This is a genomic window from Skermanella pratensis (assembly GCF_008843145.1).
GTDB lineage: Bacteria > Pseudomonadota > Alphaproteobacteria > Azospirillales > Azospirillaceae > Skermanella > Skermanella pratensis.
This window is the reverse complement of record NZ_CP030265.1, coordinates 3,089,781-3,103,479: the sequence shown is the minus strand read 5'-3', so window position 1 is coordinate 3,103,479 and position 13,699 is coordinate 3,089,781. Positions and strand designations below refer to the sequence as shown.

At 67.4% G+C, this 13,699-nt stretch carries 12 protein-coding genes; 5 read left to right on the top strand and 7 right to left on the bottom strand.

All coding sequences use genetic code 11. The annotated features are described in order from the left end of the window. Nucleotides 1–53: 53 nt before the first annotated feature. Both DPR14_RS14155 and DPR14_RS14150 read right to left on the bottom strand, forming a co-directional pair. Complete coding sequence (locus DPR14_RS14155; RefSeq protein ID WP_158045724.1) at nucleotides 54–2,642, bottom strand: methyl-accepting chemotaxis protein; 2,589 nt, start codon at nucleotides 2,640–2,642, stop codon at nucleotides 54–56. Nucleotides 2,643–2,795: 153 nt separating this feature from the next. Beyond that, complete coding sequence (locus DPR14_RS14150) at nucleotides 2,796–3,212, bottom strand: hypothetical protein (RefSeq protein WP_158045723.1); 417 nt, start codon at nucleotides 3,210–3,212, stop codon at nucleotides 2,796–2,798. A 292-nt stretch (nucleotides 3,213–3,504) separates the two neighbouring features. On the opposite strand from DPR14_RS14150, the gene DPR14_RS14145 reads away from it, so the two are divergent. After that, entirely contained in the window at nucleotides 3,505–4,425 is a 921-nt protein-coding gene (locus DPR14_RS14145; protein WP_158045722.1) for a polysaccharide deacetylase family protein, read from the top strand. Nucleotides 4,426–4,444: 19 nt separating this feature from the next. Here DPR14_RS14145 and hydA read toward each other — a convergent pair whose 3' ends face one another. From hydA to DPR14_RS14120, 5 genes are read right to left on the bottom strand one after another with little or no spacing between them, the layout of a single operon-like run. Next, nucleotides 4,445–5,878, bottom strand: coding sequence for a dihydropyrimidinase (gene hydA, locus DPR14_RS14140; protein ID WP_158045721.1), 1,434 nt, complete (start codon nucleotides 5,876–5,878; stop codon nucleotides 4,445–4,447). Between the two features lie 17 nt (nucleotides 5,879–5,895). Then, nucleotides 5,896–7,125: a cysteine desulfurase-like protein gene (locus DPR14_RS14135; protein ID WP_158045720.1), complete on the bottom strand. Its 1,230-nt coding sequence runs from the start codon at nucleotides 7,123–7,125 to the stop codon at nucleotides 5,896–5,898. A 15-nt stretch (nucleotides 7,126–7,140) separates the two neighbouring features. Further along, nucleotides 7,141–7,656, bottom strand: a complete 516-nt coding sequence (locus DPR14_RS14130) for an ureidoglycolate lyase (RefSeq protein ID WP_158045719.1) — start codon at nucleotides 7,654–7,656, stop codon at nucleotides 7,141–7,143. Next, on the bottom strand, nucleotides 7,653–8,327 hold the full coding sequence (locus tag DPR14_RS14125; protein WP_158045718.1) for an amino acid ABC transporter permease: 675 nt from the start codon (nucleotides 8,325–8,327) through the stop codon (nucleotides 7,653–7,655). The genes DPR14_RS14130 and DPR14_RS14125 overlap by 4 nt, the downstream gene beginning before the upstream one ends. A gap of 24 nt (nucleotides 8,328–8,351) precedes the next feature. Next, nucleotides 8,352–9,155, bottom strand: a complete 804-nt coding sequence (locus DPR14_RS14120) for a transporter substrate-binding domain-containing protein (RefSeq protein ID WP_158045717.1) — start codon at nucleotides 9,153–9,155, stop codon at nucleotides 8,352–8,354. Between the two features lie 154 nt (nucleotides 9,156–9,309). Here DPR14_RS14120 and DPR14_RS14115 point away from each other — a divergent pair, with 154 nt between their 5' ends. The 4 genes from DPR14_RS14115 to DPR14_RS14100 all read left to right on the top strand — a co-directional run bounded on the left by DPR14_RS14115 (nucleotide 9,310) and on the right by DPR14_RS14100 (nucleotide 13,689). Continuing rightward, a complete protein-coding gene (locus DPR14_RS14115) occupies nucleotides 9,310–10,014 on the top strand; it encodes a FadR/GntR family transcriptional regulator (RefSeq protein ID WP_192498947.1) in 705 nt (234 codons plus the stop codon). Between the two features lie 122 nt (nucleotides 10,015–10,136). Then, complete coding sequence (locus DPR14_RS14110; RefSeq protein ID WP_211103775.1) at nucleotides 10,137–11,123, top strand: DctP family TRAP transporter solute-binding subunit; 987 nt, start codon at nucleotides 10,137–10,139, stop codon at nucleotides 11,121–11,123. Nucleotides 11,124–11,204: 81 nt separating this feature from the next. Beyond that, the gene (locus DPR14_RS28255) at nucleotides 11,205–13,223 is read left to right on the top strand and encodes a methyl-accepting chemotaxis protein (RefSeq protein WP_246148157.1); all 2,019 of its coding nucleotides are present in this window, start codon (nucleotides 11,205–11,207) and stop codon (nucleotides 13,221–13,223) included. Nucleotides 13,224–13,380: 157 nt separating this feature from the next. Beyond that, nucleotides 13,381–13,689, top strand: a complete 309-nt coding sequence (locus DPR14_RS14100) for an FAD assembly factor SdhE (RefSeq protein WP_158045715.1) — start codon at nucleotides 13,381–13,383, stop codon at nucleotides 13,687–13,689. Nucleotides 13,690–13,699 lie beyond the last annotated feature (10 nt).

The window sequence follows — 13,699 nt, the reverse complement described above, 5'->3', positions numbered from 1 at the left end:
GTGCCGCGGGGCGTGGTGTCAGGACGAAAAACGCCCCGAAACTCCATGCGGCATCAGATTGACCTGATAGACGCGATAAAGTCGTTAACGGTACGTTCCATTTCCGTCGCCTCGCCGCCCAACCGCTCGGCGGCCCGCTGCAGTTCGCGGGCGACCGTCTCCGTCTCGCGGGCGTGATCGCTGACCATCGCGATATCGCTGCCGATGCGGTCGACGCTTCCCGAGACGCTCTGGGTGGTCTGGGCGATTTCGCGCGTGGCGCTGCGCTGCTGCTCGACGGCGCCCGCAACCGATCCGGTCGCGACATCCATCTGCTGGATGATCGACGAGATGCCCCGGATCGCTTCGGTCGCGTTCAGGGTTTCGTGGCGGATGCCGTCGATCCGGGCGGAGATTTCCTCCGTCGCGCGGGCCGCTTGGGAAGCCAGGTTCTTCACCTCGTTGGCGACCACGGCGAATCCTTTCCCAGCCTCGCCGGCCCGTGCCGCCTCGATCGTGGCGTTAAGCGCCAGGAGGTTGGTCTGCTCCGAGATGTCACGGATCAGCAGCACCACATCGCCGACGCCCTGGGCGACCCTGACGAGGCTTTCCAGGTCGGCGCGGACGCGGTCCGCCTCGGTCACGCTGCGTCGGGCAAGGCCGGCGGTGGACAGCATGTTCTCGGCAATGCCGGCAATGGATGCCGCCATCTCCTCGGTCGCCGAGGCGACCGCTCCCAGGTTGCGCCCGGTCATGCCGGCCTCGTCGGCCACCGTCTCGGACCGCTTCATCGCCTGTTCGGCGACCTCAAGCAGCTGGCGGGCATCCTCTAGCTGCTGGCGCGACGCGGTGGAAACCTGCTGGGCCAAGGGTAGCAGGCGGCTTTCGCAGGTCTGGGCAAGGTCGCCCAGGACTTGGCGGCGGTCGGAGTCGGCCTGCATGCGGGCGCTCTCGGCCTTGGCTTCGGCCTCGATCCTCCGGCGGGCATTGTCCTTGAAGGAGACCAGCGACTCGGCCATTTGGCCCAGCTCGCCCTTTTCGCCCTGGTTGGGGATCTCGGTCTCCAGAAGCCCGTGGGCGATCGCATCCATCGCCCCGCTCATGCGCGAGATGCCGCCCGATACATACCGGCCGAGGAGGAAGGCGAAGGCGAGGGCCGCCGCGATGGCGAGCGCCAGCGTCGTCACGATGATCGCGACGGATTTCCGCTTGCCTTCCTCCGCGGCCGCCAGTCCGGTCTCGGACAGGGTCCGCGACTGGCTCGACGCTTCGACCGCGGCGGCGTTCATGTCACGCGCCAGGCGGACGGCGGTGGCCTGCAGGTCGATCTGGGCGACGAAGCTCTGTTCCAGGGGCGGCAGGAGGTTGCGCATCCTGGCGATCAGGTCGCTATCGCCGGTGTGCCGGGCGATCTCGTCAAGATGGCCGACGACCCGCGCGAGCGTTCCGGCCACTTCCTCACGCAGCACATCGCGCTTGCCGGAGGAGAGGTCCGACAGCGCCTGGGCCACCTGCAGCGCCGAGGTCCGAATCTGCCGGCCGCGGTCGGCGGCCGTCATGGCGTTGGCGAAGTCGGCCCGGGCCTCGATCGCCCGGGTCTCGGCCGCGGAGCGGATGCCGACATAGCGCTCCTTGATCGACTCCATGGTCGAGGCGATGCCGCGCGACTGGGCTTCGTCGATCGCGGAAAGCTGGAGCAGTTCCGCGCGGGCGACCGCCATGTGCCGGGTCAGGTCGATCACCTGGAGCGCCAGCGCCTTCATCTTGTCGAGTTCCGGATGGGTGATCACGGGGACCGAGGCGCCGGCATCGATCACCCCCGTGGCGCGGGCGCGCCAAGCCCAGGCGGTCAGGTCGCCCGCTTCGGCGCGGATCGATGGCGCTGCGTCCGCCGGCAAGGCGGCATGGATGTCGTCCATCTCCTTCAGGAGGCGGAAGATCACCTCCCGGTAGCTCTCATAGCCGGCATAGGCCGCCGAGGTCTCGCCGATCGAGATCGCATAGGCCTCGATTATCGCGAAGGCGGGGCCGGCATCCTCCGGCGGCATGGCGGAAGTCCGTTCCGCCGCCAGGCTGAGCGCTTCCAGCGCCGGTGTGATCTCGCTGCTGTCGGGATGGTTGAGGAAGGCCATCTCGGCGAGTTGGGCCTCGATCACGCCGTCTCGGATCGTCAGAACGAGATCGGCCATGGTGCTCGCCTGCCGCGCCGCCGTCTCCGCCTCCTCCAGGTCGTTGCCAGCCGCCCGGGCCAGCTTGACCTGGGCGGTGACGATCTGGTCCGACAGCATCCCGAGCTGCTGGACGGACCGCCCGATCGCCGCGTCGCCCTGGAGGAGCTTCTCCTGGACGTCGACGAAGGCGCGGAACGCCTGCGCGTACCGGTCGGCCGAGGCCTGCTCGGCCATCATGCCGCCCTGGGCGAACTGCTCGATGATCGACGCCAGCTGCCGCTTCGCCTCTTCCGATGCCGACAGGTCGCCCCGCAGCGCGCTCCATTCCAGCGCCCTGACCTCCCCCAGCACCAGGGAAAGCCGCGTCGCGGACGTGCCGTGCTCGACCGACTCGGCATAACGGTAAAGGCCGAGCAATCCCACCACACCGACCACGGCCACAAGGCCGATGACCGTGAAGTATCCAGCGGCGATGGCGGTCTTGAGCTTCATGATGTCCCTGCGTGGTTGAAGCCTTGGCTGGTGCGGTTCCGCCGGACCGGCACCGCACCATCCCGGTTCTCGCCGCGATATTGCGACTGAAGTGGTAACCAGCAGGCTAAAAAGACGGATAGAGATTCGGTATATCCGGATCCAAAGTCATTCTCAGCGGATCGGCTTCTTGCCGATGGTCTCCAGTGCCACGCGCAACGTGCCGATGCCGGCTTCATAGTCCCAGGCATTGCAGGCCTTGTTGCCGTCGCCGCGCAGCGCGCGCGCGCCGGCCTTGGCGGCATCGTCGATCTTGGCGGCGGCCACGCTGTCGTCGAACTGGCTGATGAGGACTTGGCAGGTCACGGCCTTGGCGATCTCCACCCTCTTCGGCTCCGGCTCCGGCTCCGGCGCGGGTGCCGGTTCCGCGACGGGCGACGGTTCCGCGGCCGGTGCGGCGGCGTCGGCGGACTGGGCGAAGGCGGGGACGCCGCCGGCGGCGACGCTCGCGACCGCCAGGGCCGCGAAGAAGAGCCGGGCGAGCCTTGCCGGTGAAACTTCGACTGCGGGAATGCGGGCGGATTTCTTCATGGCGAACCCTCCTGTTGCTGTTTTGTCATGAGAGAAACCGATTGTGGTATTGACTGTCAATCCGTGTGAACGTTTGAAGGATTGCCTGAGCTAACGCGTCACAGGGGCGCCGATTTGCCCGCCTGCGGCCGGGGATCGCGCTGGGCTACCATCGGAGGAAGCGGCATCGAGGAGGTCCCATGGATGGAAACCGGCATCTGAAGCATCACGGCATCCGGGAGATCGGCGAGCAACTCTCCCCGCTGATCGGCGGCGGCCAGATCGAACACGATTGCATCGCGAGGCTGCCGTCTTGACCGGCGCTTCGGGAGATGCCGCCGGCCGCAAGCAGCCGGCGTGCCATGGCCGCTACGAGTACTCCCCGATCCGGGGCCGCAAAGCCTATGACTGGCCGGGAGGGCGGCGCCTGGCGGTCTATGTCGGGATCAACCTGGAGCATTTCGCGTTCGGCCAGGGTTTGGGCGCGGAGCTGACTCCCGGCGGTCCGCAACCCGATGTGCTGAACTATGCCTGGCGGGACTACGGCAACCGGGTGGGGGCGTGGCGGATGCTCGATCTGTTCGACCGGCTGCTTTGGCCGGCCTCGATCCTGGTCAACGGCTCGCTTTACGGCCACTGCCCGGAATTGGTCGCTGCCTTCCGGAAACGCGGGGACGAGATCGTCGGCCATGGCTGGACCAACGCGGAGCGGCAGGGCATCCTGGACGAAGCCGCCGAGGCCACCCTGATCGCGGACAGCACGGCGGTCATCGCGCGGCACGAGGGCAGGGCTCCGGCGGGCTGGCTGGGACCCTGGATCTCCGAGAGCCACGTCACTCCCGACCTGCTGGCGGAGCAGGGCTACCGCTATGTGCTGGACTGGTGCATGGACGACCAGCCGGTCTGGATGAGCACCCGCGCCGGTCGGCTGCTGGCGGTCCCCTATCCCCAGGAGCTGAACGACATCCCGGCGATCGTCGGCCGCCGCATGGGAGCGCCGGAGTTCGCCGACATGATCGTGGACCAGTTCGACGAGATGCTGGAACAGTCGGAACAAGAGCCTCTGGTGATGGGTATCGCCCTGCACGCCTATCTGGTCGGCCAGCCCCACCGGCTGCGCCACCTGCGCCGGGCGCTGTCCCACATCGAGGCGCACCGCCACCGTATCTGGCTGACCACGGCCGGTGCCATCGCGGAACACTGCCGCGGCCTGCCGGAGGGAGTCGTTCCCTGACCGCTGTTCCCGCCGGGGATCAGGCGGGCAGCCAGGTCCTGCCGCGGGGCTTGGCGAAGGGCGACAGGTCGCGCTTCAGGAAGGTGCCGTGGCCGGGTTGGCCGACCACGGCACCTTCCTCCACCACGATGCCGCCGCGGACGATTACGGTCGTCGGCCAGCCGGTGATCTCCATCCCTTCATAGGGCGTGTAGTCGGCCCCGTGGTGCAGGTTCTCCTGGCAGATCGGGCGGCGCAGTTCGGGGTCCCAGATCGCGATGTCGGCGTCTGCTCCGACCGAGATCGTTCCCTTTCGCCCCGCCAGCCCGTACATCCGGGCGTGGTTGGTTGAGGTCAGGGCCACGAACTGCTGGAGGTCGATCTTCCCCTTCACCACCCCTTCGGAGAACAGGATGGGCAGCCGGGTCTCGACGCCGGGGATGCCGTTGGGGACCCAGCGGAATGCCGTCCGCTCGCCCTTTCGCTTCTTGCCGGCCGGACTGTCGTAGCGGAACGGGCAGTGGTCGGAGGAGTACGTCGCGAAGGTGCCGTTGACCAGTCCCTGCCAGCAGGCGTCCTGGCTTTCCGGATCGCGGGGAGGTGGGCTGCAGACATACTTCGCCCCCTCCATGTTGAGGCCGCGCAGGTCCTCCGCGGTCAGCACGAGGTACTGGGGGCAGGTCTCGCCGTAGATCTTCAGACCGCGCGACTGGGCCCAGCGGATCTGCTCGACCGCGTCGCCGGACGAGACGTGGACGATCATGATCGGCACGTCCACCAGCTCGGCGAAAGTGATGGCCCGGTGGGTCGCCTCGCGCTCGACCGGGGCCGGACGGGAGGTGCCGTGGAAATAGGGTTCGGTATGGCCGGCGCGCTCCAGCCGCTCGGTCATGTAGCGGATCGCGTCGTAGTTCTCGGCATGGACCATCACCAGCGCGCCCTCGCGCCGGGCGACGTCGAACACCTCCAGCATCTCGCGGTCGTTCAGTTTCAGGTCGTCATAGGTCATGAAGACCTTGAACGAGGTATAGCCGTCGTTGACCAGGGCCGGCAGGTCCTGGCCCAGCGTCTGCTCGTCGGGGTCCGAGACGATCAGGTGGAAGCTGTAGTCGATCAGGCACTTGCCGTCGGCACGGGCGTGATAGTCGGATACGGCGGCCCGCAGGCTCTGCCCCTTGTGCTGGAGGGCGAAGGGGATGACCGTCGTGTTGCCGCCGGCCGCGGCGGAGCGGGTGCCGCTGAGGAAGTCGTCCGCCATCACCGTTTCGTCGCCCGAGGGCTGGTCGATATGAACGTGGCTGTCAATCCCGCCCGGCAGCACCAGCCGGCCACCCGCGTCGATCTCCCGGCTGCCGGGCGGCAGCCGGTCGGCCAGGGCCGTGATCCGGCCATTCCGGATGCCGACGTCGCAGCGCGACGTTTCGGAAGCGGTGACCACCGTGCCGCCGCGGATCACCAGGTCGAAGCTGTCCATCGCGTTTCTCCTTCCCCTTACAGGATTCCGTCGAGAGCTTCGATCAGGCGGTCCACTTCGTCCACGGTGTTGTAGTGGACCATCGAGACCCGGACGACGCCCTTGGCCGGGGCCAGGCCGAGCCGGTCGATAAGGTGGCGGGCATAGAAGTCGCCGAACCTGATGCCGATGTTGCTGCGATCGACTCCGGTTACGATATCGTCCGATTGCCGCCCGCGGGCCACGAAGCTGATGGTCGGAACCCGCTTGGCGCCGTCGGCGGTGGCATGGCCGATGACGCTGATGTCGTTGCGGCCGCGCAGGTAGGAGAGCAGGCGCTCTGCCAGCGCCTCTTCCTGCCGGGCGATCGCGTCGAAGGCGGCCAGGATCTGGCCGCGCCGGTCCGTCCTGGCGCCGGTTCGGCCACCCAGTTCGGCCAGATAATCGGCGATGGCGGTGCAGCCGACCGACAGTTCGTAGTTCACGTTGCCCTGCTGGAGCTTGTAGGGCACGACTTCCCGGCCGATGAAGAAATGGTTCAGGCTGGGCAGCGCCAGCAGCTGGTCGTACTTGCCGTACAGCACCGCGTGGTGCGGGCCGTACACCTTGTAGAAGCTGAAGACGTAGAAATCGACGTCCCAGGCCGTCACCTCCACCGCTCGATGAGGCGCGAGCGCCACGGCGTCCACCACGACGCGGGCACCGCGTTCGTGGACGAAGCGGGTGATCTCGGCGACCGGGTTGATGGTGCCGAGGATGTTGGAGGCGTGGGTGAAGCAGACCAGCCGGGTGCGCGGGGTCATGAGCGGGTCGAGGTCCGCGAGGTCCAGTTCCAGGGTCTCGGGGTTGACCGCCCAGACCTTGATGACGGCGCCCCGGTCCTTCAGTTTCAGCCAGGGGCCGATGTTGGCTTCATGGTCGGTATCGGTGACGATGATCTCGTCGCCCGGCTCGATCCCCTCGGCCAGGGCCGCCGCCAGTGTGTACATCAGCGCCGTGGTGGACGGTCCCATCACCACCTCCTCCGGCCGCGACGCGCCGATCAGCTCGGCGATCACGGCGTGGGCGTCGCGGACCCGCGCGCCGGACCGTTGCGACACGTCGTAGCTGGCGCCGAGCTGCACGTTGCTGGTCAGCAGGTAGTCGGAAATCCGGTCGGCGACACCGCGAAGCGTCTGCGAGCCGCCGGCATTGTCGAAGAACACCCAGTCGCCGGCGAGCGCCGGGAATTGGGAGCGGACGAAATCGAGATCGAGGGCGGGCAGCATGCCTCTACACTCCTGTCAGGGGGCCGGCCCGACCGCGAGCGGCTCGGGCAGGTCGAAGAATTCACAATCGGCGGAGGCGTCGAAAGCCTGGCCCATGACCATGATGAAGTCGGCCGGCCGGTCGAGCGCCACGAGCGGGCAGTGCCAGACGCCGGGACGGTAGTTGATCGCCTGGTTCCCGGCGGCCAGGAAGGCAGCGGCCCGTCCCGGGACCGGCAGGCCCTCGCCATCGGACGGCACCGCGACCACGAGGTAGCGCGCCGCGTTCATCGGCACGAAGAGCTGGCTGCTCAGGGGGTGGCGCTCGAGCCGGGGGATCCGGTGCGGGAGGGTCGAGGCGTCGATGCGGTAGACGGCGATGGCCGGGGCCGTGTCGCCCATGCTGCGCTCCAGCCGGCCGACGCCGTCGAACCGGTCGGCGCGTCCATCGTTGACCCGGCTGACGGTGCCCAGCCCTGCCTGAACCACGTCGCCGAACGGGCGGAACCCATCGGGCTCCAGCGGCCGGGAGGGGATCAGGATGCCGGTCACCGGCTTCGCCCGATCGCGAAGCGCTTCTCCAGCGTGCCGACGATCCGCACCAGCGGGAGCAGCAGCAGGAGATAGATGATGGCGGCGCCGATCAGAGGCGTGGGGTTCGCCGCCAGGGCCTGCGCCTGGGTCGCCTGTTTCAGCAGGTCCGGCATGGCGACGACCGAGGCCAGCGCCGTGTCCTTCATTACGTTGATGCAGTTGTTGGTGATCGGCGGAATGACCAGGCGGAACGCCTGGGGCAGCACCACGTACCACATCATGCCCCAGAATTTCAGCCCGAGCGCCTGGCTCGCCTCGAACTGTCCGCGCGGAACCGCCTGGATGCCGGCGCGGAAGATTTCCGCCGCGTAGGCGCAGCTGACCAGCGACAACGCCGAGGTGGCCGCTGCGAAAGGCGACAGGCGCAGCCCGACGAAAGGCAGGGCGTAGTAGATCAACACCAGCAGGACGAGGATCGGGATCGCGCGGAACAGGTCGATATAGGCGACCGCAAGCACCGCCAGCGGCTTCGGCCCGTACATCCGGAGCAGGGCCATGAACAGGCCCGTGACCAGGCCGATCAGGATGCTGGTGACGCCCAGGCTGAGCGTGGTGCCCAGCCCGAGCAGCAGGAGGGGGAGCGAGCTTTGCAGCACGCTCCAGTTAAAGAATGTATCGACGATGTCCATGCGTCAGGCGCCGGGAGGCGGGATTCAGGACTTGGGCTTGGGCATGTCCATGACTTCGGCGGTGCTGGTGCCCGCTTCCGGCTTGGCCCCGAACCACTTTTCGTGCAGGGCCGCTACCGTGCCGTCCTTCTTCATGGCGGTGATCTGCTCGTTCACCTGGGCCGCCAGCGGGCTGCCCTTGGCGAACATGATCGAGTAGCGTTCTCCCGTCTGGATGCGCTGCGCCACCTTGAACTGCGGCTTGTCCTTGGTGAAGTAGAGCAGGGCCGGGATGTCGCTGACGTAGCCGTCGAGCCTGCCGGCCGCCAGATCGAGCATGGCGGGCTGGAGCCCCTCGAACCGTCGGATGTCTCCGAAACCGTACTGGGCCTGGTTCTGGGTCGCCCACATGTCGCCGGTGGAGCCGGTGTCGACGCCGATCGCCTTGCCCTTCAGGTCCTCGACCTTGGCGAGGCCGCTCTTGGCAAGCACTGTCAGCGACTGGTCGCTGTCATAGTAGGGCTGGGCGAAACTGACCGATTCGAGCCGCTTCTCGGTGATCGTGATGGACGAGATCGCCATGTCGATCCGGGCGGACTGAACGGCGGAGAACAGGCCGTTGAACGGGATGTTCACAATCTCGACCGACTTGCCCATGCGCTTGGCGATCTCGTCGACCAGATCGATTTCGAACCCGACATTCTTGCCGGTGGCGTCCTGGAACTCCCAGGGAACGTTGCCGATGTTGGCGCCGACCGTCAGGTCTGCTGCCCGGGCGTTGCCGGCCAGGCCGGTCGCGGCGGTGGCGATGACGGCCACAAGGGCGGTCTTCAGGAAAGTCCTGCGCATGTCGTCTCCTCTGCGTGAACGTGACGATGGCTATCCCTGGGGCCGGCGTGCCCGTCGTCGTTCGATGCAACTGGTCTGACCGGCCAGACCAGTGGATTGGACCCGCTTTTCCGGTTAAGGTCAAGCAGCCAAAAGGATGCGCGGGAGCCTGGGAATGAACAAGGTCGGCGGTAGGTTGCTGGTGCCTCAATCGGCGGTTCAGCGGATCCAGGCGATGATCCTGGAAGGGCCGCTGGCGCCGGGCGAGCGCCTGCCGGCCCAGCGCGAACTGGCCGAACAGCTGGGCATCAGCCGGGCGTCGCTACGCGAGGCCCTGTCGGTCCTGGAGACCCTGGGGCTGGTCCGCGTGGAAGTCGGGCGGGGCGTTTTCGTCGTCGAACCCGGCGGCGCCCCCGGAGGCAGGGCTCCGGAACCCAAATGGCGGTTCGCCGACCGCTACTCGCAGTACGAGGTCTACGAGACCCGACTGATGCTGGAGCCGCGCGCGGCCGGCTTGGCCGCCGTCAAATCGGCCGCCGGGCCACTGGCCGAAATCGAACGCTCGGTCGAGGGAATGCGCCGCGCGGTGAGATCCGGCGATCTGATCGCGTTGGCGGAGTGCGACAGCGTATTCCATCGGACCATCGTGGAGTGCAGCGGCAATCGCATGTTCGTGGAGCTGTTCCGCACGGTGAACGGCGTGATGGACGAGATCCAGCGCCTGCCCTTCATCCATCATGACCGGATCCGGGAGACCGTCAGCGAGCACGAGGAGATCCTGGCCGCCCTGAACGATCGCGACGGGGCCGGGGCCTCCGCGGCGATGGCCCGTCACATCACCGCTGCCGCGGGGCGCATCGGCGTGAAACTCGACTCATGAAAAAGAGGTGATGCCTGACTAATTACATACGGAACAAATCGATTTTATTACATTTGGATGGATTTTTTGAATTACCGATATGGAGTTATGATCTGAGGATCGCCTAATGAAGGATCTTCAGTATGTTCATGAATATTCGCGTGGCCGCCATGGCCGCGAGCGCTCTTCTATTCTTCGGTGTCGGCGGCGCCCAGGCGCAGCAAGCCCGCACGCTCAAGCTCGGGCATATCCTGGGTTCCGACTCCCAGCTCGGCGCCGGTGCCGCCGCCTTCGCGGACGAGGTCGCCAAGCGCACGTCCGGCCGGTACAAGATCGAGCTGTATCCCAACGCGGCGCTGGGCGGAGAGGTGGAGGCGATCAAGGCCGTCCAGCTCGGCACCATGGAGCTGACCTTCGTGACCGGCGCTCCCATGCTGAACTTCGTCCCCGAAGTCGGCGTCTTCGCCATCCCGTTCCTGTTCCGTGATACCGGCCATGCCCACCGGGTGTTCGACAGCGGGATCGGCCATGAATACCTGGAGAAGTTCCGCGGACAGGACATGGTGGCGCTCGCCTGGGGCGAGAACGGGATGCGCCACATCACCAACGCAAAGCGCCCGATCGCCGCTCCGGAGGACGTCAAGGGCCTGAAGCTCCGGGTGCCGCAGAGCGAGGTGATGGTCGCCGGCTTCAAGTCGCTGGGCGCCGATGTCGCGCAGTTGCCGTTCCCCGAACTGTACAACGCGCTTCAGAGCGGCCAGTTCGACGGGCAGGAGAATCCGATCGCCACGATCCTGTCGGCCAAGTTCGCCCAGGTGCAGAAGCATCTGACGCTGTCGGCGCACAGCTATGATCCTGCCGCTTTCCTGATGAGCATCGACACGTTCGAGGACATGTCCGACGAGGATAAGGCCGCTTTCGTCGAAGCGGCGAAGGCCGGGGGCAAGGCGTCGCGCAAGGCGGCGGCCGACGCCCAGGCCAACGGCGTGAAGACACTCCAGCAGCAGGGCCTGCAGGTGGTGACCGAGATCGACCGGGCGGCCTTCGCCAAGGCCGTGGCACCGGCAATGCCGGACCTCGAGAAGAAGTTCGGCGCGGCTCAGGTCGAGCGGATCAGGAACGTCCAGTAACTCCGGCATCCGCGCGGGCAGGGGTGGCCGCGCGGATCCGCAACAGGGGCCGGCGATGGACGCCGGGTTGGGGGAATTTGCATGTCAGCCTGGGCGAGACTTTCGAACATTCCGATAGCATTGCGGATCTCGGGCGGTTTTGCCCTTCTGCTCGTGCTGCTGGGGACCTTGTCGTTCGTCGCCGACCGGAACGCGGCGGAGACGATCGCCGGCATCGGCCGGCTGCGTTCGGTCAGCGATGCGGCCACCGTTTCGGGCGTGCTGTCGATCGACATGGAGAATGCCCGCGGGGCATTGACGCAGTATGCGCTGACGGAAACCGACGGCGACCTGACGGCAGCCGACCAGGCACTCGGGAACCTGGGAACTGCCGTTGCCGAGCTTGATGCGGCGGCGCTCGGTGCGGACAAGGCCCTGGTCGATCACATCGCCAAGGCTGCGGAAGCCCACGACGCCGCGGCGCGCGGCATCGTCGCCGCCGTGTCGGAGCGGCGCATCGGCGTCTCCGCCCTGGTCAAGGCGGCCACAGCCCTGGGCACCACCACGTCCGCGATCGTCGGGACGGCGCTGCGGGACGGCAAGCCCGAGATCATCGACCTCGCGGTACGGCTGAACGAGGCCGGGCAGGCGAGTGCCCTGGCGGCGACGCGCTACGTCTCGTCGCGCAATCCGGCAGACGCCGGGATCGCGTTCAAGGAGGCCGAACGGCTTTCCGAGACGCTGGTTGGTCTCGCGGCAGCAACCAACGATAGCCGCCGACTCCAGCGATTTGCAGCGGCCCTGCCGGCGATCCTGGACGAGTACCGCAAGGCGCTGGACGGAGTCGTCTCGGCGACCGACAATTTCGCGGCGGCCGGCTCCGGACGAATCCGCGCCGCCGAGGCGCTGGAGACCGGCATCGACCAGTTGCGCCAGGTCAGCACCGATGGCCAGAACCGGACCTTTTCCGATATGACGGGTGCTGCGGAGCAGGCACGGGCGCTGGACCTCGCCGTGGCGGCGGGTGCGCTGCTGATCGGGATCGTCATGGCCTTCCTGATCGCCCGCAGCATCACCCGGCCGATCCGGTCGCTCAGCACGATCATGGGTGAACTGGCCGGCAACAACCTCTCTGTCCAGGTCGATTTCACCCGGCGGGGCGACGAGATCGGCGGGATGGCGCGGGCGGTCGAGACCTTCAAGGCAAATGCCCTGGAAGTGAGGCGGTTGCAGGTGGAGCAGGATGAGCTCAAGCGCCGCAGCGAGGCGGAGCGCAAAGCCGACCTGATGAGGCTTGCCGATGGGCTCGAGGCGAACGTCAAGGGCGTGGTCGATGCCGTGTCGTCCGCCGCGACGGAGATGGAGCGCAGCGCCGGAGTCATGTCGAGGACCGCGGAGTCGGCTTCGCACCAGGCGGTCATCGTCGCCGCGGCTTCGGAGCAGGCGACCACCAACGTCAACACGGTCGCGGGCGCCGCGGAGGAGCTGTCCGCTTCGATCCAGGAGATCAGCCGGCAGATGTCCAGTTCGCTGAGGATCACCGCCCAGGCGGTTCATGACGCCGAGCGGACCGATGCCCTGATGCGGGGCCTGACCGACGCCGCCCGCGAGATCGGGCAGGTGATCGAACTGATCAACTCGATCGCCGGGCAGACCAACCTTCTGGCGCTGAACGCCACGATCGAGGCGGCGCGGGCCGGGGAAGCCGGCAAGGGCTTCACGGTCGTCGCCTCCGAGGTCAAGGCGCTGGCGTCCCAGACCGAGCGCGCGACCGGAGAGATCCAGGCCAAGGTGATCGAGATCCAGCAGGCGACCGGCAACGCCGCGGGCGCCATCCAGGGGATCGCTCGGACGATCGGCCAGATCAACGAGATCTCCTCCAGCGTGGCTGCCGCGGTGGAGCAGCAGAACGCCGCGACGGGCGACATCTCCCGCAACGTCCAGCAGGCGGCCGCCGGGACGCAGCAGGTTTCCGCCAACATCGCCGGCGTCTCGCAGGCGTCGAACGAGACCGGCGCGGCGGCGGGGCAGGTGCTCAATGCCGCGGGAAGCCTCGCCCACGAGGCGGAGCGGCTGCGCGGCGAAGTGGCCCGCTTCCTCGCGGATGTCCGCTGCGCCTGACGGCGCAGGGCTTGGATGGCGTTGAACGGGGCGGAGGCGCCGGCACGACCTGCCGGCGTCTTTCGCGTTGCCGGCACCGGACATGCCGATAGGCCGCTGACAGAACGGGCGGCGGAGGCTATATCGATGGCGCAGCGCCATAGAGAGTGACCCCATCATGACCAGCTCCGCCGACCAACCCGGGACGACCAAGCCAGCAGAGACGATCGAGGTGCGGCGCAAGCGGCTGACCTTCCGGAGCTGGCATCGCGGCACGCGCGAGGCGGATATCCTGCTGGGCCGTTTCGCCGACCGGCATCTGCCGGCTTTCGACGCCGGGCAACTGGACCGCTACGAGCACCTCTTGGAATTGAGCGATCCCGATCTTTATAACTGGATGTCCGCGCGCGAGCCGGTTCCGCCGGAGCATGACAACGACGTGATGCGGCTGCTGATCGCGTTCAATTTCAAGACCACCGTCGCTTGACCCTCCTGGT

Coding starts and splice junctions, on each gene's coding strand:
- DPR14_RS14155 (WP_158045724.1), bottom strand. CDS start 2,642: ATGAAGCTCAAGACCGCCATCGCCGCTGGATACTTCACGGTCATCGGC.
- DPR14_RS14150 (WP_158045723.1), bottom strand. CDS start 3,212: ATGAAGAAATCCGCCCGCATTCCCGCAGTCGAAGTTTCACCGGCAAGG.
- hydA (WP_158045721.1), bottom strand. CDS start 5,878: ATGGACAGCTTCGACCTGGTGATCCGCGGCGGCACGGTGGTCACCGCT.
- DPR14_RS14135 (WP_158045720.1), bottom strand. CDS start 7,125: ATGCTGCCCGCCCTCGATCTCGATTTCGTCCGCTCCCAATTCCCGGCG.
- DPR14_RS14125 (WP_158045718.1), bottom strand. CDS start 8,327: ATGGACATCGTCGATACATTCTTTAACTGGAGCGTGCTGCAAAGCTCG.
- DPR14_RS14120 (WP_158045717.1), bottom strand. CDS start 9,155: ATGCGCAGGACTTTCCTGAAGACCGCCCTTGTGGCCGTCATCGCCACC.
- DPR14_RS14115 (WP_192498947.1), top strand. CDS start 9,310: ATGAACAAGGTCGGCGGTAGGTTGCTGGTGCCTCAATCGGCGGTTCAG.
- DPR14_RS14110 (WP_211103775.1), top strand. CDS start 10,137: ATGTTCATGAATATTCGCGTGGCCGCCATGGCCGCGAGCGCTCTTCTA.
- DPR14_RS28255 (WP_246148157.1), top strand. CDS start 11,205: ATGTCAGCCTGGGCGAGACTTTCGAACATTCCGATAGCATTGCGGATC.
- DPR14_RS14100 (WP_158045715.1), top strand. CDS start 13,381: ATGACCAGCTCCGCCGACCAACCCGGGACGACCAAGCCAGCAGAGACG.